At 34.8% G+C, this 21,565-nt stretch carries 21 protein-coding genes and 1 pseudogene; 16 read left to right on the forward strand and 6 right to left on the reverse strand.

Features of this window, described 5'->3' with window-relative positions:
* Positions 1–44: 44 nt before the first annotated feature.
* Positions 45–1,832 carry an oligoendopeptidase F gene (pepF, locus tag MKX66_RS02295; RefSeq protein WP_215590019.1) on the reverse strand — a complete coding sequence of 596 codons (1,788 nt, stop codon included), beginning with the start codon at positions 1,830–1,832 and terminating at the stop codon, positions 45–47.
* Between the two features lie 118 nt (positions 1,833–1,950).
* Positions 1,951–2,742 carry an arylamine N-acetyltransferase family protein gene (locus MKX66_RS02300; protein WP_215590018.1) on the reverse strand — a complete coding sequence of 264 codons (792 nt, stop codon included), beginning with the start codon at positions 2,740–2,742 and terminating at the stop codon, positions 1,951–1,953.
* A gap of 216 nt (positions 2,743–2,958) precedes the next feature.
* Here MKX66_RS02300 and amyS point away from each other — a divergent pair, with 216 nt between their 5' ends.
* Positions 2,959–4,500: an alpha-amylase gene (gene amyS / locus MKX66_RS02305; RefSeq protein WP_341085396.1), complete on the forward strand. Its 1,542-nt coding sequence runs from the start codon at positions 2,959–2,961 to the stop codon at positions 4,498–4,500.
* Positions 4,501–4,592: 92 nt separating this feature from the next.
* Here amyS and MKX66_RS02310 read toward each other — a convergent pair whose 3' ends face one another.
* Positions 4,593–5,297: an exosporium leader peptide-containing protein gene (locus tag MKX66_RS02310; RefSeq protein WP_201034183.1), complete on the reverse strand. Its 705-nt coding sequence runs from the start codon at positions 5,295–5,297 to the stop codon at positions 4,593–4,595.
* A gap of 449 nt (positions 5,298–5,746) precedes the next feature.
* Here MKX66_RS02310 and MKX66_RS02315 point away from each other — a divergent pair, with 449 nt between their 5' ends.
* The 5 genes from MKX66_RS02315 (at position 5,747) to MKX66_RS02335 (ending at position 10,772) form a co-directional block, all read left to right on the forward strand.
* Positions 5,747–6,463 carry a hypothetical protein gene (locus MKX66_RS02315; RefSeq protein WP_002033442.1) on the forward strand — a complete coding sequence of 239 codons (717 nt, stop codon included), beginning with the start codon at positions 5,747–5,749 and terminating at the stop codon, positions 6,461–6,463.
* Positions 6,464–6,968: 505 nt separating this feature from the next.
* Positions 6,969–8,870, forward strand: a complete 1,902-nt coding sequence (locus MKX66_RS02320) for an endonuclease MutS2 (RefSeq protein WP_341085397.1) — start codon at positions 6,969–6,971, stop codon at positions 8,868–8,870.
* A gap of 6 nt (positions 8,871–8,876) precedes the next feature.
* Complete coding sequence (locus MKX66_RS02325; protein ID WP_215590015.1) at positions 8,877–9,401, forward strand: GNAT family N-acetyltransferase; 525 nt, start codon at positions 8,877–8,879, stop codon at positions 9,399–9,401.
* A gap of 160 nt (positions 9,402–9,561) precedes the next feature.
* Entirely contained in the window at positions 9,562–10,272 is a 711-nt protein-coding gene (locus MKX66_RS02330) for a histidine phosphatase family protein (protein ID WP_215590014.1), read from the forward strand.
* A 47-nt stretch (positions 10,273–10,319) separates the two neighbouring features.
* Positions 10,320–10,772, forward strand: coding sequence for a hypothetical protein (locus MKX66_RS02335; RefSeq protein ID WP_016120586.1), 453 nt, complete (start codon positions 10,320–10,322; stop codon positions 10,770–10,772).
* Positions 10,773–10,848: 76 nt separating this feature from the next.
* Here MKX66_RS02335 and MKX66_RS02340 read toward each other — a convergent pair whose 3' ends face one another.
* Positions 10,849–11,814, reverse strand: coding sequence for a quinone oxidoreductase family protein (locus MKX66_RS02340; RefSeq protein ID WP_215590013.1), 966 nt, complete (start codon positions 11,812–11,814; stop codon positions 10,849–10,851).
* 122 nt (positions 11,815–11,936) lie between these two features.
* Between MKX66_RS02340 and MKX66_RS02345 the strand changes: the two genes are divergently transcribed.
* Positions 11,937–12,824 (forward strand): LysR family transcriptional regulator, encoded by an 888-nt coding sequence (locus MKX66_RS02345; RefSeq protein ID WP_326997389.1) that lies wholly within the window; start codon positions 11,937–11,939, stop codon positions 12,822–12,824.
* A gap of 289 nt (positions 12,825–13,113) precedes the next feature.
* On the opposite strand, the gene MKX66_RS02350 is transcribed toward MKX66_RS02345, so the two are convergent.
* On the reverse strand, positions 13,114–13,602 hold the full coding sequence (locus tag MKX66_RS02350) for a DinB family protein (RefSeq protein WP_215590011.1): 489 nt from the start codon (positions 13,600–13,602) through the stop codon (positions 13,114–13,116).
* 204 nt (positions 13,603–13,806) lie between these two features.
* Between MKX66_RS02350 and MKX66_RS02355 the strand changes: the two genes are divergently transcribed.
* From MKX66_RS02355 to MKX66_RS02365, 3 genes and pseudogenes are all read left to right on the forward strand, one after another.
* Complete coding sequence (locus MKX66_RS02355) at positions 13,807–14,262, forward strand: DinB family protein (RefSeq protein ID WP_215590010.1); 456 nt, start codon at positions 13,807–13,809, stop codon at positions 14,260–14,262.
* 95 nt (positions 14,263–14,357) lie between these two features.
* Positions 14,358–14,507, forward strand: coding sequence for a hypothetical protein (locus tag MKX66_RS02360; protein ID WP_181462953.1), 150 nt, complete (start codon positions 14,358–14,360; stop codon positions 14,505–14,507).
* 37 nt (positions 14,508–14,544) lie between these two features.
* Positions 14,545–15,581: pseudogene (locus tag MKX66_RS02365) on the forward strand (DUF4003 domain-containing protein).
* Positions 15,582–15,774: 193 nt separating this feature from the next.
* Here MKX66_RS02365 and MKX66_RS02370 read toward each other — a convergent pair.
* A complete protein-coding gene (locus MKX66_RS02370; RefSeq protein WP_326997390.1) occupies positions 15,775–16,539 on the reverse strand; it encodes a DUF817 domain-containing protein in 765 nt (254 codons plus the stop codon).
* A gap of 276 nt (positions 16,540–16,815) precedes the next feature.
* Between MKX66_RS02370 and MKX66_RS02375 the strand changes: the two genes are divergently transcribed.
* The 6 genes from MKX66_RS02375 to MKX66_RS02400 all read left to right on the forward strand — a co-directional run bounded on the left by MKX66_RS02375 (position 16,816) and on the right by MKX66_RS02400 (position 21,475).
* Positions 16,816–17,850 (forward strand): FecCD family ABC transporter permease, encoded by a 1,035-nt coding sequence (locus MKX66_RS02375; RefSeq protein WP_002142603.1) that lies wholly within the window; start codon positions 16,816–16,818, stop codon positions 17,848–17,850.
* Positions 17,851–18,867 (forward strand): FecCD family ABC transporter permease, encoded by a 1,017-nt coding sequence (locus tag MKX66_RS02380; RefSeq protein WP_002142602.1) that lies wholly within the window; start codon positions 17,851–17,853, stop codon positions 18,865–18,867.
* A gap of 21 nt (positions 18,868–18,888) precedes the next feature.
* Entirely contained in the window at positions 18,889–19,797 is a 909-nt protein-coding gene (locus MKX66_RS02385; protein ID WP_016120578.1) for an iron-hydroxamate ABC transporter substrate-binding protein, read from the forward strand.
* 225 nt (positions 19,798–20,022) lie between these two features.
* Positions 20,023–20,574 carry a GNAT family N-acetyltransferase gene (locus MKX66_RS02390; protein WP_002142599.1) on the forward strand — a complete coding sequence of 184 codons (552 nt, stop codon included), beginning with the start codon at positions 20,023–20,025 and terminating at the stop codon, positions 20,572–20,574.
* A 79-nt stretch (positions 20,575–20,653) separates the two neighbouring features.
* On the forward strand, positions 20,654–21,013 hold the full coding sequence (locus tag MKX66_RS02395; RefSeq protein ID WP_002033457.1) for a nuclear transport factor 2 family protein: 360 nt from the start codon (positions 20,654–20,656) through the stop codon (positions 21,011–21,013).
* A gap of 234 nt (positions 21,014–21,247) precedes the next feature.
* Positions 21,248–21,475, forward strand: a complete 228-nt coding sequence (locus MKX66_RS02400; protein WP_002033458.1) for a hypothetical protein — start codon at positions 21,248–21,250, stop codon at positions 21,473–21,475.
* Positions 21,476–21,565: the final 90 nt, after the last annotated feature.

Genomic DNA, 21,565 nt, shown 5'->3' on the forward strand with positions numbered 1-21,565 from the left:
GAAATGAAAAAAGCATGCAGATTCTATAATCTGCATGCTTTTTTCTATAATGCTGAAAACTCTTCAACAAGTTGGGTGAATCGATTTAATGCACTTTCAATCGGTTCTGGTGTAGTTAAATCAACGCCAGCTTTTTTCAGTAGGTTTAATGGATAGTCAGAACTTCCGCCTTTAAGGAATTCAATATAGTTTTTCTGAGCATTTGGATCGCCGCTTAATAATTTATCGGCGATTTGAATGGCAGAAGCGAATCCAGTTGCGTATTTGTATACGTAAAATGGACGGTAGAAATGAGGGATTCTAGACCAGCCATATTTTACTTCTTCGTCAAATACGAGGGAGTCGCCATTATATTCTCTAAATAAGTTTTCATAAACTTCGCTAAAGACTTGGGCATTTAATGGTTTACCTTGTTCGGCCATTTCATGTGTGATTTTTTCAAATTCTGCAAACATGATTTGTGTAAAGAAAGTACCTTTAAAGCTATCGATAAAGTAGTTAATTAAATGATTACGTACGTTCGTTTCTTTTGCTTCTTTTAATAAATAATGAATTAATAGCACTTCATTTACTGTAGAAGCGACTTCTGCAACAAAGATAGTATAGTGTGCAGAAATTCTTGGTTGGTATCCGTGTGAGTAATGTGTATGCATGCCGTGTCCACATTCATGAGTAAGAGTGAAAAGGCTATTTAAATCATCATGATGATTTAAAAGAATGAAAGGATGAACACCGTATACACCAAAGTTATAAGCGCCAGAACGTTTTCCTGGTGTTTCTCTCACGTCTATATAGCGTTTATCTTTAAAGTTTTTTAATGTTTCGATATATTCTTTACCTAAAGGAGCTAGTGACGCGATCATTATATCAAACGCTTCGTCGTATGGAATGTCTTGTTTTACACCTTTTACTAAATCAACACTCAAGTCGTATTGTCGTAGTTCATCTACATTTAATTTTTCTTTTCTAAGTTCATTATACGTATGTAATGATTGAATGTTTTTTTTCGTTGTCTCAATTAAATTTTCATATACTTCTTTCGGAACCATGTCGCCAAATAATGATTTTTCTAAAGCTGATGGATATTTTCGTAGCTTTGAGACAGTAACATTGTTTTTAATAGCTGCGGACAAAGTAGAAGCGATAGAATTCTTTAATTGAACGTATGGTTTGTAATAAGCTTTATAGGCTTCTTCACGTTTCTCACGATTCTCATCTTCTATTAGCTTTGAATACATTCCACGTGTTAAGTTTACTTTTTCTCCATCATCAGTAGTCACTTCACCAAAAATTATATCTGCATTATTTAACATGCCAAATGTATGCTGCGGGGAGGAGAGTGCTTCACCCATTTGTGATAAAATCTCTTCTTGGTCTTTATTCAAAACGTGTTTTTTATAACGGTATAGCTCAAATAAGTCTTCTTTATAATAGTGTAAGCCTTCGGTTTCTTCTATGTAAGAATGTAATGTGTTTTCATCTACACTAAGTAAGAATGGGGAAAAGAAAGATTTAGCCGCACTTACTTTCACATGTAATTGTGATACTTTATCGACAAGGGATTGAGCGTCAGTATCGCGTGTATCAAGATCAGATTGTAATCGTGCATAAGCGAACATTAAAGATATTATGCTAGATATTTCTTCACTCTTTGTTAAATAAGCTAATAAACTATTGCCATCGTGAATATTTCCATTAAACTTGTGTAATTCATTCGTTAATACTTCAATTTTATGAAAATCGCTTTCCCAATCTTCAATTGTATGATAAATATCCGTTAAATCCCATTTTTCTTTATCAGCTACTTGTAGTCGATCTTTAAGTTCAGTCATAATCATTTCCTTTCTAAATATGTAGTTATATTCCTATATAACTATGAAATACAACAAATTGCAAAAAATCCCTGCTGGAAAATGAAAAGCCTTGCCGGAAATGGCGAGGCTTTAAAAGTTATAATGTAATGCCGAACGTTGAATGAAGGAGGTTTGTATATTGCTCTTTTGTAATTGTTTCTTTTGTTTTATTTCTATTTTTCGTTACTGTAAGGCTATCTTTTGTTAATGATGCGTGCCCGTCATGAGTAAGTTTTACAACAAGAGGTACTTTGTTAAATGGTGAACCTTCATGTTCAACAATAATTTTTTGTGCTGCATTTGCTTTCGTTTCATCCACTTCTTCCAAGTAAAATGCATAACCTACTGTCCAATCATCAGTAGAAGATTGATCTAGAAACTCATTGTTTTTACTCATTTCTAAAATATAATTACCTTTTTCAGTCGTTTCTTTACGAATACGATAGTCGCCTGTTACAGAATGAACGATCTCACCTGAGAAAGGAACAGGGGAAAGGGGTAAATATGATCCGAAACCTACTTCAATTAAGTAAAGTTCATTATGATGTTGTAAAACAGTTGCGATATGCCCTGAATCTACAGCCCATATAGAATTTGCAGCGTTATAAACTGTTCCTGAAACGAGATGGACATCGAATTTAGAGTCTTTAAGGAAGTAATACATAGCCGGATTCAATTCATAACAAAGGCCGCCACGGTTGTTTATTAAAATTTTTTCTTTTAGATTTTCTTTTGATATTTCTTTAAAGTTGTTTTCGAGAATATTTAAGTTTTCAAAAGGGACAGTTTGTGCCATTGCGTACATAATGTTAGGTAAATCTTCAAATGAAACTTTGTGTTTTTCTTCTATATTTAATCTTGCAAAAAATTGTTTTTGAAAGTCGGTCATAGAAATCCCTCCGTTATGCTTTTATAGATAAATTGTAAACAATTTTGAATCCGATGTGAATTTTAAACTATATGGGGTACTTGTGGAATAGTTGAATTCATATTTTGAAAAATAATGTGAGAGATTAAAAGATTGTTACTTTACTAACTGTAGAACGAATATTATAATAACTTTAACAAATTATGCAAACGTTTTCTTGAAAGGGATGGTGTAAATATGTTGAAAAGGATTACGGTAGTCTGTTTATTGTTTATTTTGCTTTTTCCTAATATATATGAGGGAAATAAGGCAGAAGCAGCAACAGTGAACAATGGAACATTAATGCAGTATTTTGAGTGGTACGCTCCGAATGATGGGAATCATTGGAATCGTTTGCGTTCCGATGCTGAAAGTTTAGCTCATAAAGGAATCACATCTGTATGGATACCACCTGCATATAAAGGGACTTCGCAAAATGATGTAGGGTATGGGGCCTATGATTTATATGATTTAGGGGAGTTCAATCAAAAAGGAACGGTGCGGACGAAATATGGGACAAAAGCACAGTTGAAATCTGCAATTGACGCTTTACATAAGCAAAACATCGACGTATACGGTGATGTAGTTATGAATCATAAAGGTGGGGCTGATTATACTGAAACCGTAACAGCTGTTGAGGTAGACCGTAACAATCGAAATATTGAAGTGTCAGGTGATTATCAAATTAGTGCATGGACGGGGTTTGATTTTCCAGGGCGCGGAGATGCTTATTCTAATTTCAAATGGAAATGGTATCATTTTGACGGAACGGATTGGGATGAAGGAAGGAAATTAAATCGAATTTATAAATTTAGGGGTGTAGATAAAGCGTGGGATTGGGAAGTGTCTAGCGAAAATGGAAATTATGATTATTTGATGTATGCAGATCTTGATTTTGATCATCCTGATGTTGCGAATGAGATGAAAAATTGGGGAACATGGTATGCGAATGAATTAAATTTAGATGGCTTTCGTTTGGACGCTGTTAAACATATTGATCATGAATATTTACGCGATTGGGTAAATCATGCCAGACAGCAAACGGGGAAAGAAATGTTTACAGTAGCTGAATATTGGCAAAATGATGTTCAGGCTTTAAACAATTATTTAGCGAAAGTCAATTATAATCAATCTGTGTTTGATGCACCGCTTCATTACAATTTTCATTATGCTTCAACAGGAAATGGGAATTATGATATGAGAAATATTTTAAATGGAACAGTAATGAAAAATCACCCTGCACTCGCAGTTACTCTCGTTGAGAATCATGATTCTCAGCCTGGGCAGTCATTGGAATCTGTAGTAAGTCCGTGGTTTAAGCCACTGGCATATGCATTTATTTTAACTCGTGCAGAGGGCTATCCTTCAGTTTTCTATGGTGATTACTATGGGACAAGCGGAAATAGTAGTTATGAAATTCCAGCGTTAAAAGGTAAAATTGATCCAATTTTGACGGCACGAAAAAACTTTGCATATGGTACGCAGCGTGATTATTTAGACCATCCAGATGTGATTGGCTGGACAAGAGAAGGCGATGGTGTACATGCTAATTCTGGTTTAGCGACATTACTCTCGGACGGACCAGGAGGATCAAAGTGGATGGATGTTGGAAAGAATAACGCTGGGGAAGTATGGTACGATATTACGGGTAATCAAACAAATACTGTAACAATTAATAAGGACGGATGGGGGCAGTTCTATGTAAGTGGAGGCTCAGTTTCCATATATGTTCAGCAGTAAATTGGTGATGAAAAGAAGAGGTAGACTGAAATATAAGTTTCCTCTTCTTTTTACATTGTTATCATTCCTAAATCTTTATTTTAATAAATGAACTAGTCGACTTTTGAAACAACAAGAGATGCATTGGAATAAATAATGTCACCCGTGGCTTCTCTTATTCGTACTCGAAGGACATCTCCTTGGTTTAAAGGTAATAGATCAGTTCTAGCGGATGTAGTTCTTACCCCAGAACCACCACCAACTCGTGTTTCAATGGCGAATTGAATGGAATCATTTATTGTAAGGTTTAATATACTAGACGAAATAGCTTGTATCACAAATACAATTGAAAAAGATACAGAGTACACACCAGTGGTATCAATTGTAATGGAGTTGTCTACTGGGGTTAGAGTAGTTCCACTAACAGGTCCTGGAATTGTCAAATTAACATTTGTATTAACTACTGCTGAAAAACCGATACCTACTTCAGAAGTTATTGTTCCAAATACCGGGAGAATTCCTAAACCGGTCGCTCCAGTGGGACCGGTTATTCCGATTCCTGTCGCGCCGGTAGGTCCAGTTATTCCGATTCCAGTAATTCCTGTAACACCAGTAGGACCAGTTATTCCAATTCCAGTAGGTCCTGTAATCCCAGTGGGACCAGTTATTCCAATTCCAGTAAAACCTGTCGCACCGGTAGGTCCTGTGATTCCAGTAGGTCCGGTTGGGAATGTAAATGGTGGAATTGGTGGTAGTGTGGGGCCAATTAAATTTGGTTCAAGAGCAGGTCCATGTAAAATAATATATTCTTCGCTCATATAGTAACCTCCTATGATTGCTTGTCATAATTATTAAATGTATTAGGGTAAGTAAATGACATTCGCAATAGCGGAGGCGCTTATTTAATTATTCTACAACGAAATTAAAGTTGCTACTTTAAAATTGGATACGATAAAAACCGTACTGTGATTGCTATAGAACTAAATATTAGTATGTTTTTAACGTGATTTTAATAGATGTTATATTTGCTTTACGATAAAATGATTATAGTGTAAAAATACACTATAAGTGTAAAGTAATAACAAATGGGTGTTTTTACACTTTTGGTTATTAGTTCTTTCTAAAGCAAGATGATGAGTTTTTATTATTCAAGTCAGCGAAGACAATTTGATGTAGCGGTTATTAGAGGAAGTTCTTTATATAAATCGTAATTTAAAATTTTTAAGGGTATTTCTGTATAGGAAGTAGTAGCAAAAGGAGAGGCAATATGAAAAAAACAAAAATGAAATATAGCATATTTTTTAGTTTATTACTATTAACATCATGTGATATATCGGATGAAGAAATTGAACAAAAAGCACAAAATTATACAAAAGCGGAATATGGTATGTCTGTTAAATTAAACGGAGTTGAAACACTGGATAACGGAAAGGATTTCCTTGGTCCAAAGGGGCGGATAGCTTCTGTGCAGCAAGTCGATGAACCGCATTTGCAATTTCAACTTTATTTTGATGGACAAATCTCTCCAGAAGTAAATAATGACAATTATAAAATGAAAAAGAAAACATATGATTTACAAAAGAAATTTAATACATACTATGGAGAAAAAGAGAATAACACTATACTTACTTTTGATCAAATGCAGACTGGGGATAATGTTTCCGATAAGAATGCTGAGAAAGAAATAGCGAAGAAAAATTTACAGCAGTATTATACGGTAGTTTTTAGAAGTAATACTGTTTTAGATGTAAATAATCCTGTACATATGGAAACATTAGCGGAGGTTGCAAGAAGTATTCAGGAATTTAATAAAACGATTGAAAATAGTAAAAGTAGTGTAGAAGATATAACGATTCAGCTGCCAAATACTAATAAAGATGTATTACAAAATATTGCTGTAGATTATATAGTAACGGCTGAAGATGCGAAAAAGACCCTTGAGAAAAAGGTTGATTATATGAAAGTTTTACAGTCTACAAAGTGAAAAAAGCATTATCCGAAAAAATTGTCCTTCCTCAGGTGTGAAGGGCAAAAGTCTGACATCTTTACTTATTACAAAACATATAGTATGATGATTTCAATAAATTAGATTTCAATGAACATAAAATATAAATTAATGAGAGGTGCTTTTTGTGAGTGCGGTAGGTACTAAATAGGAAAAATTTAATGAAATAAATCGGATAAGACCAGGGGATTTTTATGTATATCATACCCCTAATTTTGTCATGCATTTATTTCGAAACCTATGAAGATACCTACAATACTTTATAAAGCGTGTAATAAGGGGATTGCCATTTGTTTTTATGGCTTATTTTCTCATATGTTATTACACATGCCTTGTAAATGTAAAAGCTGCGGTATCCCCGCAGCTTTTTTGTATATGTTTTTAATGTATAAAAATGATAATTGAATAATGTAGAACTCATTGGAATCTAATGAGTAGGTATCTTCATTGATGATAAAAACCAATCATAGTGAGGAGAAACAAAATGAATACGATGACTTTTGAAAAGTTACAATATAACGAATTAAAGGATATAGTGAAATCTTATTGTGTAAGTGGATTAGGTAAAGAACTATTAAATAAATTAGAGCCGAGTACGAGTATAAAAGTAGTGAGGAATCGCTTGAATGAAACGACAGAAGCACGAGCTATAGTAGATGCAGAAGGGCATGTGCCTTTCTTCGGAATTTCTAATATCGCTAGTACAATTCAAAAATTAGAAAAAGGGATGATTTTAGATCCAGCAGAGTTAGTAAGTGTTTCAGACTTTTTACGTGGCTGTAGAAAGATTAAAAATTTTATGTTAGATAAAGAATTTTTTGCGCCAGTATTAGCTTCTTATGCGAATTCAATGACTGAATATAAAAGTATTGAAGAGGAAATTAACTTTTCAATTAAAGGAAATAGCATTGATGCAGCTGCGAGTAAAGAGTTAAAACGAATTCGAAATAACATTGATTCTGTAGACGGAAAAATAAAAGAACGTTTAACGAAGTTTTTAAATAGTAGTGCAAATAAGAAATATATTCAGGAATTCTTTATTAGTAAGAAGGACGATAGGTATACGATTCCAATTAAATCTTCTTATAAAAATCAAGTTGCGGGAAGTATAGTTGAAGCTTCCGCTAAAGGTTCAACTGTATTTGTAGAACCGCATACGGTTACAAAGTTAAATACGGAACTCGCAAGTTGGAAAGCAGAAGAAGCGATGGAAGAGTATCAAATTTTAGCGACTTTATCAGGAATGGTATTAGAAAATATTTATCATATAAAAATTAATATGGAACTAATTAGCCAATATGATATGGTATTTGCGAAAGCGAAGTTTAGTAAATCAATCGATGGAATAGAGCCGAAATTAAACGATCATGGCTACATTCAGTTAATGAATTGTAAGCATCCGCTTTTAAGTGGAAAAGTAGTACCATTAAACTTTGAAATCGGTCAAGAATACCGTAGTTTAATTATTACTGGGCCGAATGCAGGCGGGAAAACAATTGTGCTAAAAACAATTGGATTGTTAACATTAGCGACAATGTCAGGCCTTCACATCGCTGGAGATAAAGAAACGGAAATTGCTATTTTCGAAAATGTATTTGTAGACATTGGTGATAACCAAAGTATCGAAAATGCACTAAGTACATTTTCATCTCATATGAAAAATCTTTCTGAAATTATGAGGATGTCAAATAATAATACGTTACTGTTATTTGACGAAATAGGAAGCGGTACAGAACCGAATGAAGGTGCGGCGCTTGCGATATCTATTTTAGAAGAATTTTATCTTGCGGGATGTATTACAATTGCGAGTACGCATTACGGTGAAATTAAACGCTTTTCAGAAATGCACGATGATTTTATGAACGCAGCAATGCAATTTAATAGTGAAACACTAGAGCCACTTTATAAATTAGTGATCGGTAAATCAGGTGAAAGTAATGCACTTTGGATTGCGAATAAAATGAATGTGAGAGAACATGTACTGCAAAGAGCGAAAGAGTATATGGGAAATAAAGAATACGCTATAGAAAAAGTGAATGAAAGTAAGATTAGAAAACCGAAAATGGTGCAAGAAAAAAGAGAAAATGACTATGAATATAAAATCGGCGACCGTGTGAATTTGTTAGATCATAACGATTTCGGGATTGTATATAAGGAAAAAGATAATTTCTATAATGTCGTTGTATATTATAACGGTGAATTCGTTGAAGTGAATGTGAAACGTATTACTTTAGAGGTAGCGGCGAAAGAATTATACCCAGAAGGATATGATTTAAATACACTATTTGTTGATTATAAAGAAAGAAAAATGCAACACGATATTGAGCGCGGATCGAAAAAAGCGCTTCGTAAAATTGAAAAAGAAATAAGAAAGAATAGAGGATAATATAGAATGGTAACGATTAGACAAGAACAAAAAAATGATTATAGTAAGACAGAAGAAGTTGTAAAACAAGCATTTTTAAATGAAGAATTTAGTGATAAAAAGGAACATGAACTTGTAAAACGTATTAGAGAATGTGACGCGTTTATTCCTGAATTATCAATCGTTGCAGTAGATGAGGAAATAGTCGGGCATATTATGTTATCAAAAATTACGATAGAACAGGATGGAACTTCTGTAGAATCATTAGCGCTCGCACCAGTTTCAGTTGTTAGGGGCCATCAGAAAAAAGGAATTGGTGGAAAACTTATTGGAGCTGCGTTAGAAAAAGCGAAAGAACTTGGATACGGGTCAGTTGTAGTATTAGGACATCCAGAGTACTATCCGAAATTCGGATTTAAAAAAGCAAGTGAGTGGAATATAAAAGCACCATTTGAAGTGCCTGAAGAAGTGTTTATGGTAATGGAATTAACAGAAAATGCTCTTGAAGGTGTAGAAGGGGTTGTACAGTATTCGAGTGCTTTTGCTGAGTAGGAGAATCGATTAGGAAATGTAATCATAAAAGATGCTATCTTTTTGTAGGGATATACAGAAAGATAGCTTTTTTTATTAAGCAGATCTACTTACGTATATTTTGCTCAATGAATAATTGAGATGGTAAAATTGATATAGAAATGTAAAGGGAGAGAATATGATGAAGAATCGAGAAACAGATAGCAATGAGAATGTAGTTACGTTATATGTTACAAGACACGGTAAAACAATATTAAATGCGAATCATCGCGCGCAAGGTTGGGCAGACTCTCCGTTAGTAGAAAAAGGTGTGGAAGTTGCCTCTAATTTAGGAACGGGATTAAAAGATGTTCATTTTGCGAATGCGTATAGTAGTGATAGCGGCCGAGCGATTCAAACTGCTAATTTAGTATTAAAATATAGTGAGCAATCAAAATTGAAACTTGAGAAAAGAAAAGATTTACGAGAATTAAATTTTGGTGTTTTTGAAGGTGAAAAACTTGAAAATATGTGGGATGTGGTTGGAAAAGCTGCGGGCGTTGCATCTCCAGAAGAACTCATGAAGTTTTCTATTCAAGAAGTGATTAATCTTATTAGAGCAGCAGACCCTACGAAACAGGCGGAAGATTGGGAATTATTTTCTACTCGTATAAAAGCAGAGATTGATAAAATTAGTGAAGAAGCTGCTAAAAATGGAGGCGGCAACGTCTTAGTTGTCGTTCATGGGCTTTTGATTACTGCATTAATTGAAATGCTAGACAGTAGTAAAACAAAACTTGGAGTGGAAAATGCTAGTGTGACGAAGATTGTATATCAAGATGGAACATACACAGTCGAGTCTGTTGGAGATATGAGTTATGTTGCAAAAGGGAAAGAAAGTGTGGAAATTTAACAGGGTGTATTACGATTCCTTTTAGATTTTCAAAATGGGGGGGAATAATGGATTTTCAAGATTTGATGGAATTTAAAGGATATATATATTTAAACAAATTGTTTGAACCTGAAGAAAATTCACTGAGGGTACTTATTGATAGGTGTAAAGTTAACAAAACTAAGGGACTCGCGAAAATTACAGATGAGGTTGAAATAGAAGCATCATCCATTGATGTTGATGACAATCTGCCAATTGTGCAATTGGATTTTGAATCGTATGTTGCTTACTCCGTTACTAATGAATCGTTTACTGTAATGGATGACTACGAAATTTCAGAAGGTAGAATTTTTAGAGTTTACTCAAAATCAAGATATTTGGATTTCGTTAAAACAGGAACAATTGCTGAATTTATATTTCCTGAAGAGCAGTTCGTTCACTATCAAATTCCTTGTTTGAACCATATCATCGACATTATTTCATATGATGAGCCGAAAATTACTGGAATAAAAAGAAACTAATAAAATTCCATACTAAAAGAGCATCGGAATCGATGCTCTTTTAGTATGCTTATCTTTCCTTTTTAAAGTGGAACGATTACGGAATTAATAAAATCTTCCCAGTACTTTTACGGCTCTCTAATAATTCATGTGCAAGAGCACCATCTTGTAAAGCGAATGTAGTTGGACTCGCGATATTTAATTCTCCTGCAGTGATCCAATCAAATAATTGAGTAGAGCGTTGCTTGCGTTCTTCATACGTAGTAAGAACGTTCCAAAGGTCTCCGCCAGTTAAAGTTTTTGAAGTATCCATAAGCATACGTGGATCTACAGGCGCGGGATTACCGCCAGCCATTCCATAGAATACAACGGTACCACCAACTTTAGTAGCTTTAAAACTTTCTTCTAAAGTAGAACCTACTGATTCATACACAACATTTACTCCGGCACCATTAGTTAATTCAAGTACTTTTGTATGCCATGCTTCAGTATATAAAAATACGTGATCAGCACCAGCTAACGTAGCTACTTGTGCTTTTTCTTTTGATGATGTAAGACCGATTACTGTTCCGCCCAGTAGTTTAATCATTTGGATGAGAAGCTGACCAACACCACCAGCTGCGGCATGTACTAAAGCTATATCACCCTGTTTTATTTGATAGCTATCTTTCGTTAAATAATGTGCTGTTAATCCTTGTAATAAGACAGAAGCGGCTGTTTCAAAAGAAATAGAATCTGGAAGCGTAATTGCTTTTTCAGATGGAACGGCAACTAATTCTGCATTTGAGAATGGAACGTCAGCAAATGCAATGAGGTCTCCAGGATTGATAGTGGTAACGTTAGCTCCTACTTTTTCAACAATACCAGCGCCTTCATAACCTAATATATAAGGCGGATTGCCAGCAAGATGATAATCACCGCGGCGTCTATAAATATCAGCGAAATTTAAACCGATTGCTTGCATGCGAACAAGAACTTCATTTGGATTTATGATTGGATCATGTATTTCTTTATATTGTAGTACATCTGGACTTCCAAACTGTTCGAAACAAAGTGCTTTCATATGGAATACCTCCATTTTATTGTTTGTCGATGCTATTTATCATACAATACAAATATCAATAGACAAAGAGGATTATTTCGATGAAATCAATCGGAAATACCGATTGAAAAGAGGGATGATAAATGGAGATAAAACAATTAATTACATTTAAAGTAGCTGCAGAGACTTTGAACTTTACACAAACTGCGAAGAAATTAAACTTTGCACAATCGAGCGTAACGGCGCAAATTAAAACGTTAGAGGCTGAGCTCGGTACGCCATTATTTGAAAGATTAGGAAAACGTCTTTTCTTAACTGAAGCAGGCAGGAAGTTTCAACTATATGCTGATAAGATGATTGCACTCAGTAACGAAGCGAAAATGGCTGTGAAAGATGATGAGGAAATAGCGGGTACGTTAATAATCGGTGCACAAGAAAGTCAATGTACATATAGGCTTCCATCTATATTAAAGAAATTTAAAGCACAATTTCCCCAAATAAAGCTTATATTTAAACCTGCACATTCCAATAAAGATGCGAAGGAACAATTGATGGAGGGGAAAGTAGATCTTGTATTTATTTTGGACGAATGTAAAACAGAGGATGTTTTGCATGTGGAGCCACTTATGAAAGAAGAATTAAAAATAGTAGCTGCTCCTACGCATCGTTTACTTGAACAACCTTCCGTTTCTACAAAAGATTTAGAAAGCGAAACACTTTTACTAACAGAACTAGGTTGCTCGTATCGGACTTTATTTGAAGAGTTATTCCGTGCGGAAGATGTATACCCAGCAAATAAGATTGAATTTGTTAGTGTCGAGGCAATTAAACAATGCGTTATTGCAGATTTAGGTATAGCAGTTTTGCCAGCAATAGTAGTAGAAAAAGATATACGAGAGGGAACGATAAAGGAATTAGTCTTAAAGAATACAATCACTCCGATCTATACGCAAATTGCTTGGCATAAAGATAAATGGATGACAGCGCCACTGCAGCAATTTATTGAGGTAACGAGGGAGTCTTTTAATTAATAGATGTTATAGGTGAACAAGTAATATAATAAACGATTAAATTATTTAGGGATAGAAAGAGCATGTTTTGAAAAAGATTAATCAAAACGTGCTCTTTCTTTTTGTGTTTATCCCGCTATTTGTGGGCAGTAAGACTCCCACCTTAAAATTTGGCTGGAGCAAAGAAGTTAGGTGGGAGTCTTACTGCCCGTAAACGCCCGATTGGTGAAGGCTAATAATCAGTGGAGGACGAACAAAGCCCCCACTGATTATTAGCCTTCACTTTATTAAGTTCAGTTGCAGTAATTAATTAACTAAGGTCTGTGTCAGGAGGAGTGTATCCGTGGTGACGAGCCATTGATACAATTTGACCTTTATGATGAAATTCATGTGTTTCCGCATGAGTTAAAAGCCATAGTGGAGTTGTGCTCCAAGGTTCTTTTTGCCATTTCACTTCATTTGCTATATTTTCGAGCCAACGGTCATTGTATTCATCTAAAAAACGCATTACAACCTCATCGACTAACTTAAATCTAGCACGAACTTTCTCGACATCTGCATGCTCAATTTCATAATCACTAGCGAATGAAAAATCTGCTCGTTTTTGCTTGAATGCGAATGATCCAAGCCAGTATCGGTAGCAATCGGCTACATGAATATGGGTTTTTAAAATGCTGCCACTTCCGAAATTAGGAACTGTACTGTGCAATTTTTCTCGTGGAATTTCTTCCAAAAATGTAAATAGATTTTCTCTTGTAGAACGAATAAGATTATATTGTTGTTTTAAAACATGTAACATGTAATTACACTCCTCTTTTGTTTACTGTAATATTTGTGCAGTAAGTATTTCTATATTTATGAGGAGTGGTCCTTTTTTATTGTTTTCAGTAAGCATATTAGATGTATTTTTTAATTGTTTCTGATAGATTAAACAAGGTGAAACTTTAATAAGTTTAACATCCTTAGTTCATAATAAATTGTACATAAAAAAGGAGACGATAAAATGAATAGAATAATTGGTTTAAAACAATTTGAAATAACGCGTGGGGCATTACTTCAATTTATGGAAACGTTAGATGACAAAACTGCGGATACGCAGCCAGAGGGTTTTAACAATACAATTCGTTGGCATATCGGTCATGTGTTAACGGCAGCAGAAGTTTTCATGTTTGGAAAAGAATTTAAACAATTACCAACTGAATATCCAGGTATGTTTGGATATGGTTCAAGACCGTCTAAATGGAAAACAGAAGGACCAACGTTAGAAGTGTTAACGGCTCAATTAAAGGAACAAGCTAAACGTATTAACGAAATTCCAGCAGAAGCATTTGAAAATAAACTTCCAGAGCCATTCCTAGGATTGGAAACAGTAGGAGAGCTATACGGTATGATGCTTTATCATGAAGCAGACCATATTGGGCAAATGAAGGCGATGGAACGTATTATTAAGGCTCTTTAGTTTTGGGTAAAGTTAAATAATATATAGACAAAAAAGGGTAGATAATTTATTATCTATCCTTTTTTGTTGTTGAACTTCTTGAAGGATTAAGGATTATGAACGCTAATCATCGTGATGCTGATGAAGAAGGAAAGAAAACCAACCAACCAATTAGGATAAAGAAACATCCTAAATTTTATGGTAGTTATTATTTTTTTGTATTACTTAATAGAAAAATATTGAAAATAATACAGAAGAAAGTATAAGGTTGCAAAATCTGTATGAAATAGGGTATTCCTAAATATGGAATATACGTATAATAAAAGAGAGGAACTAGAAAATGGGGGAATACTATGATTACATTGGAACAAAAGTTAGAGCAATACACACATACATATGCACAGTTAAAGGGAGAACTAAAATGGAAAACGAGTGATTCTCGAACAGGTATGATGATTGCTGCTATGTATGCAGGTAGTGATAAACTGTTTGATCTCGGACGTTTTTTAGAAATTAGTAGTTATATTAAGAATCAGGTAGGGATGTTTTCATACTTAAAGTCTTATCATCGCTTTGTGGTGGCCGCAACATTAGATATTCACTTTACAGATTACAAGGAAGCTTTTCAGAGGTTTTTAGATTTATATGAACAATTGGTCGCTGGTGGCTTTAGCCGGAGTATATTTACTTATCTCGCAGCAGCTGTGCTTTTAACAGAAGAAAATGAACAACAAGGTACGCACATTCAGCGTTCGATACAAGTATATAAACGCATGAAAAAGGATCATCTCTTTCTTACAGGTACAAATGATTATCCGCTCGCGGTTTTACTAGCAGGACAATCAGAGAATGTAGAAACACTTATGGACCGAGTAGAACGTCTTTATCAGAAACTAGCGAAAGCTGGTTTGCGTAAAGGGAATGATCTTCAATTTTTAAGTCATATTCTTTCACTAAAGAAGGATGTCCGTGAAGAAATATTAGTTGCAACATGTACAAACATATGGAATTTGTTAAAACAAGAAAAGATAAAAGTGAAACAGATGCATTATCCAGCTATCGGGTTACTAGCGTTACTTGAGGATGGAGAAAAAGAGATTCATTCTATTAAAGCGTTGATTGAAAAATTGCAAGGGGAGAAATTTTTCCGTTGGCATACAGATACGAATATTCTTATTGCTATTCAACTGTTCGTAAGTCAGAAAGGTGAGGAAAGTAAAGCTACCAACGCAGGTTTACAAACAATGATAGAAGTCCTCATACAGGCACAACAGGCAGCTATGATGGCAACGATCGCCGCTTCATCTGCAGCAACCTCTTCTGCTAGTAGTAGTTCATAATGTGCAACTGCTTATGCGCTTGTAAATTATGATGAACCTATAACCTCTTTGATGAGAACGGTTTAAAAAATATTAATAAAAAAGGCCCATCACTCTCTAATGAGTGATGGGCTAACTGTTTTTACAGAGTGGATTTTTTATTGGGTAAGGAAGGAAGATAAGTTGTTATTTTAATGTTTTTACATAATTAGCATTATCTTTTCGATTCCTTCAAATGTTTGAGTTGTGTAACAATCATAATGCTAATAACAACGAGTAAAAACCATGAGCTAATTTTGCTTAAGTGAACGAGGCTCCATGTTTCCCGTTGATTTGGATATTGCCATGCTCCGAAGAAGGTAGCGATGTTTTCTGCAATCCAAATAAAGAATCCGATAAGGAAAAATGAGAGTACGAGCGGCATTTTATATGTAACGCCTCGTAATGAAAATTCCACAAATGTGCGAAAGAAAACAATGAATAAAATTAAAGTTAATACGCATCTAAAGTCATATAGAAAATGATGTGTAAAAAAATTAAAGTAAATCATTGCTCCTAGAGGTATTGCAAAAATAGCTTTCGGCCAATGATGCATTTGTAAATGCAATCTTCTCCACGCTTGGCATATGTAACTTGCGACACTCGCATACATAAAACCGCTGTAAAGCGGAACTCCGAAAACTTTTGAATACGCCTCTTCAGGATAACTCCATGAACCGAAATGTACTTTATATATTTCTAGTAAAAGGCCGATGAGGTGGAAGACAGTAATTACTTTTAGTTCATCTTTTGTTTCAAGACCTGTTTTGTACATAATCCACTGCATAAGAAGACATACGATGAGTATGAAATCATATCGGTACAGCCCTGGAATCGAAATGATTTTTGAAAGAGCAAGTGTTAAAAAAATAACGACAGGGAACAAACAGGATAATGCTTGTTCATAAGTAAAATAGAGTAGTTGTTTTACATAAAACATGTTTTCACCTTCGGGATTATTATTTGAAAAATCAAAATAATAACTTAGTATACTACAAATTTGAAAATAAAACAGTACATCATTTTGCATGTATTTGGAAGTTTTAGAAGGGAATTGTAATAAGTATTTTGATAGTTTAACAAAGTAAAAAAATAGTTTGCTATTTAAAAAAAGTGGGGATATAATATCTAAATGAAAATGATAATTATTATCAATAATGATTATAAATAAAAAATAATTATAAAAAAGAACTGAATATAAAGGATGAAATGAAACATGTTACATAAGTCTACTGTACATGCTGGCAATAATCGCTGGATACATATTAAGTTCATATGTTTCATGAGCTTAACAATTATATGTTTAATTGGAGCTATATTTTTAGCCGTTGCATTTGGTGCAAAGGATATCCATTTGCAAACTGTGTGGGCAGCGGTTTTTGATTATAATCCGAAATTAACACAGCATCAAATTATTTATGAATTAAGGCTCCCAAGGGTAATTGGCGCAGCAGTTGTAGGAGCTGCTTTTGCAGTCGCTGGAGCTGTTATGCAAGGGGTAACACGAAATCCTTTAGCTGATGCAGGTGTACTTGGAATAAATGCAGGTGCGATGTTTGTAGTAGCACTTAGCTTTGCTTTTTTCCCGCATATGCCGTATTCCTATTTAATGATTGTCTCCTTTATTGGAGCAGTTTTAAGTACAGTACTCATTTTTATTATTGGATCAGCAACATCAGGCGGGCTAACGCCGATGAGGTTAACGATTGCAGGGGCAGTTATGGCCGCGCTTTTACATTCGTTAAGTTCAGGTGTCGCGATTTATTATGACTTAAGCCAAGATTTAGCGTTTTGGTATGCTGGTGGTGTTGCGGGAGTTAAGTGGGAACACTTGAAATTTTTAGTGCCTATTATTCTCATAACAATTGTTTTTGCGACAGCGCTAGGGCGATCTATTTCACTCATATCCATGGGGGATGATGTCGCTACAAATTTAGGTGTAAAAACGAACCGAACGAGAATACTCGGGATGATTATGGTAGTGATTCTAGCAGGTGTTTCTGTTTCAGCTGTTGGTTCCATTGGATTTGTAGGATTGGTCATCCCGCACATTGCTAGAAAATTAGTAGGTGTTAATTATCAACTTATTATTCCTATGTCAGCATTATTAGGAGCTATTTTATTAGTTTTAGCTGATTTAGGAGCAAGAACAGTAAATCCTCCTAAAGAACTTGCGATAGGAATTATGGTAGCTCTTGTTGGAGTTCCGTTCTTCCTCTATATAGCACGTAAAGTTGGGAGTGAGCTATAAGTGAAGAATCTTTTTAGCACGGATAAAAAGAAAGCTATTACTGTAACTACAATTTTCGGATGTATAAGTATTGCTATAGTTTTGATTAGCTTAAATACGGGAACGCTGAGCATCGCACCGCTCAAAGTAATTCAAACGCTTTTTGGCTATGGTGATTTTGAGAGTGCAACCGTGCTATACGATTATCGTATGCCAAGAATTATAATCACAATGTTAGCTGGTATTGGCCTTGGAGTTTCCGGTGCGATTTTGCAAGGATTATCTCGGAATGCTCTCGCAGATCCTGGTATTCTCGGATTACACTCGGGTGCATCTTTCGGGCTTATTGTATTTGTTACTTTCTTTCATTCTATTAACGAGAGTGCATCGATTTTAATACCGTTATTTACATTTGGCGGAGGAGTGTTAGCTGCATTTCTTATTGTTTTGCTTGCGAGTGATCGGTCGAAAGGTTTACTTCCCATTAGACTTATTCTTGTTGGTATTGCAGTTTCAGCTGGTTTTAGTGCACTTTCGTTATTTTTCTCGCTCAAGTTAAATGATGAGACGTATACATTCGCTTCTAGGTGGTTAGTTGGTAACGTGTGGGGAAGAGATTGGATTCATGTCCTAGCATTATTACCTTGGATTTTGATACTAACTCCGTACGCATGGCTGAAATCCAAAACGTTAAATGCACTGTCACTAGGTGATAGTGTAGCAGCAGGACTTGGTGTATCTGTTCAAAAAGAACGGTTACTGCTTTTAGCTACAGCGGTAGGATTGTCTTGTGCAAGTGTATCAATGGCAGGGGGAATTGGCTTTATCGGCTTAGTTTCTCCGCATATCGCAAGAAAGTTAGTAGGTAGTACATATCAACATTTCCTTCCGTTAGCTGGCATAATTGGAATGATTATTTTAGTACTCGCGGATACGATAGGGCGATCTTTATTTGAGCCAAACTCTATTCCAGCTGGCGTAGTAGTAGCGGCTTTAGGTGCGCCATATTTTCTTTATTTACTTACAAAAACAAAATAAATACTTCAAAGAGGAGAACATATGAAAAAGAAACTTACTATTTTATTTAGCATTATGTTTATTTTAGTATTATCAGCATGTGGTCAAACGAAATCTAGTGAAGAGGCAACTAAAAAAACTGAAAAAAGTAATGATCCAAAAATTGCTTCTATGTCTATTCATTTAACGAATAACTTACTTGCATTAGGAATTACACCGGTAGGTTCTGTAATTGGTGGAGATTTAAAAGATTTCTTACCTCACGTGAAAGAACAGTTGAAAGATACGAAGAAACTTGGCGTTGTAACAGATCCGAATATGGAAGCGTTACTTCAATTAAAGCCATCTGAAATTTATGTTGATGAAAAATATGCTGGTAAAGATTTAGCGAAATACGAAAAAATTGCAAAAACACATACTTTTAATTTAGATGAAGGTACGTGGAGAGATCATTTAAAAGAAGTAGGTAAACTTGTAAACCGTGAGAAAGAAGCAGATAAATATATTCAAGACTATGAAGAACAATCAAAACGAGTAAAAAGTTTAATAGATAAAGAGTTAGGTACTAACGAAAAAGTAATGGCAATTCGCGTTACTGCAAAAGAATTACGTGTATTTAGTACGAAAAGACCGATGGGACCAATTTTATTCCAAGACTTAGGATTACAACCTGCAAATGGTGTAGAGAAAATTGATGGAAACCGTCCTTTCGAAGTAATTTCACAAGAAGTATTACCTGACTTTGACGCAGATGCTATTTTCGTTGTTGTAAATAGAGATGATAAAGCGAAAGCAGCATTTAAACAACTGCAAGAAACACCAATTTGGAAAGACTTAAAAGCTGTTAAAGGTAAGCACGTATACATTATTAATGATCAACCATGGCTTGACTATTCTGCTTTAGGTAACAAAATGGCAATGGATGAAGCAGAGAAAATGTTTACGAAATAATACAGTTTTGCTATTAGGAAAGGCCCTCTAAATTTGGAGGGTCTTTTTATCGTTGTTATTGTTAGAATAAATGAAAAATTATACAATGAAGTTAATTCAATGCAAGGGAGATGTGCCAATGTCAGCGCTTATTGTAAGTATCCCGTTAATACAACAGTTCAAAGGACAAGGGGATAATAGGCCAGAATAATTGTCCCCGCTATTTTAAAAAAAGGGGAGTTTTAGATGACAATGAATCTTTTTCAAAATAAAACTATTAAATTATCAGCTATTAGAGCGACAGATGCTGAAGTAATGGCTGTGTGGCAAGAAGATAGTGAATATTTAAGAAATGTAGATACAGACTTAGCATTCCCGCAATCGTTACATGAAATAGCGAGTGATGGGCTATTAAAGGGACGGAGATCGAATAGTATTTCTTTCATGTTAAGAACAGTTCAAGATGATCGTTTAATTGGTTTTGTTGCAATTCACGGCATAGAGTGGAATAACAGAACAGGTCTATTAGCAATTGGTATAGGAGAGGCAAATGATAGAGGGAAGGGATATGGGAAAGAAGCGATACATATTATTCTAAAGTATGCGTTCTATGAAATGAATTTACACCGCGTCGGTCTCGATGTTATTTCTTATAATAAAGCAGCCATTGCGTTGTATAAAAAGATGGGTTTTCAGATGGAAGGGTGTATGAGAGAAGCAGTTCAGCGAGACGGAAAGTGTTTTGATCGTATGATTATGGGGATATTGCGGGATGAATGGATAGAGCTGCAGAACTAGCAAAAACATACAGAATAATTGTGTAGTGTAGAGTGAAAAGTTGTAATATTTGGGTAATTATGAGCGGAGGAGTGTACTAATGGAAGGTTTATCTTCATTAAGAGAGTGTTTATATCAGCTAGAGGAACGATTACTTAAACCAGGGGTTCGCACATCTCAAAAGGAGCTTAAAAAGATACTTGCCGCTGATTTTTTTGAGTTTGGGAGTTCTGGTAAAGTTTTATATAAAAATGAGGATATCGATAAAAGTGGAATTGGTGTGGTAAAAATGACTTTGAGTGATTTCGAAGTACATCCATTATCCAAAGATGTAGCATTAACTACTTATCGAATATTCAATGAAATAAATAATCAACACTCGTTACGTAGTTCGATATGGAAATTTAGAGAAGGAAGATGGCAAATGTATTTTCATCAAGGTACACCTGCTAAATTTTAGTGAAGCTTTTTGTATGAAAAAGAAACTATAAAGAATAGAATTGTTGAATATATTAGTCCTTTATATATATAAAGAACTAATGAAAGTTGTCTTTTTAAAATATCTAAATTTTTTCTTAACAGGGTCTTGTTAATAAAGGTACATTCCATATTATATATGTAGTATGCAGGAGATATAACGATAATTGGCGAAATTTTACAGTGAACTGATTGAATTTATAAGGAGTTATGCGAGATGAACTTAGAAAAAAGTAAGCCAGTAAATGAAGAGGTCGCTGAATTAAAAGAACTAATTAAAGAACTACACGGAAGTGTACATCAACTTCAAAGTGAAGTGCAGCAACTAAGGCACGAAAGACCAGTTGTTGAAGTGAGAAAAGGTGTTCAACTATCACCAACAATCATCGGACAAATTGGTGGTATGATTTTAGGTGGATTAGCAATTATAGGTATATTTTGGTGATGAAAACAGGTATGCGGCGTAGTGCTGCATACCTGTTTTACTGTCGTTATTTGTCGACAAGTCGATATTCGTTGTCGAATCGCCGATATA

Source organism: Bacillus sp. FSL R9-9530, from assembly GCF_038008145.1.
GTDB lineage: Bacteria > Bacillota > Bacilli > Bacillales > Bacillaceae_G > Bacillus_A > Bacillus_A mycoides.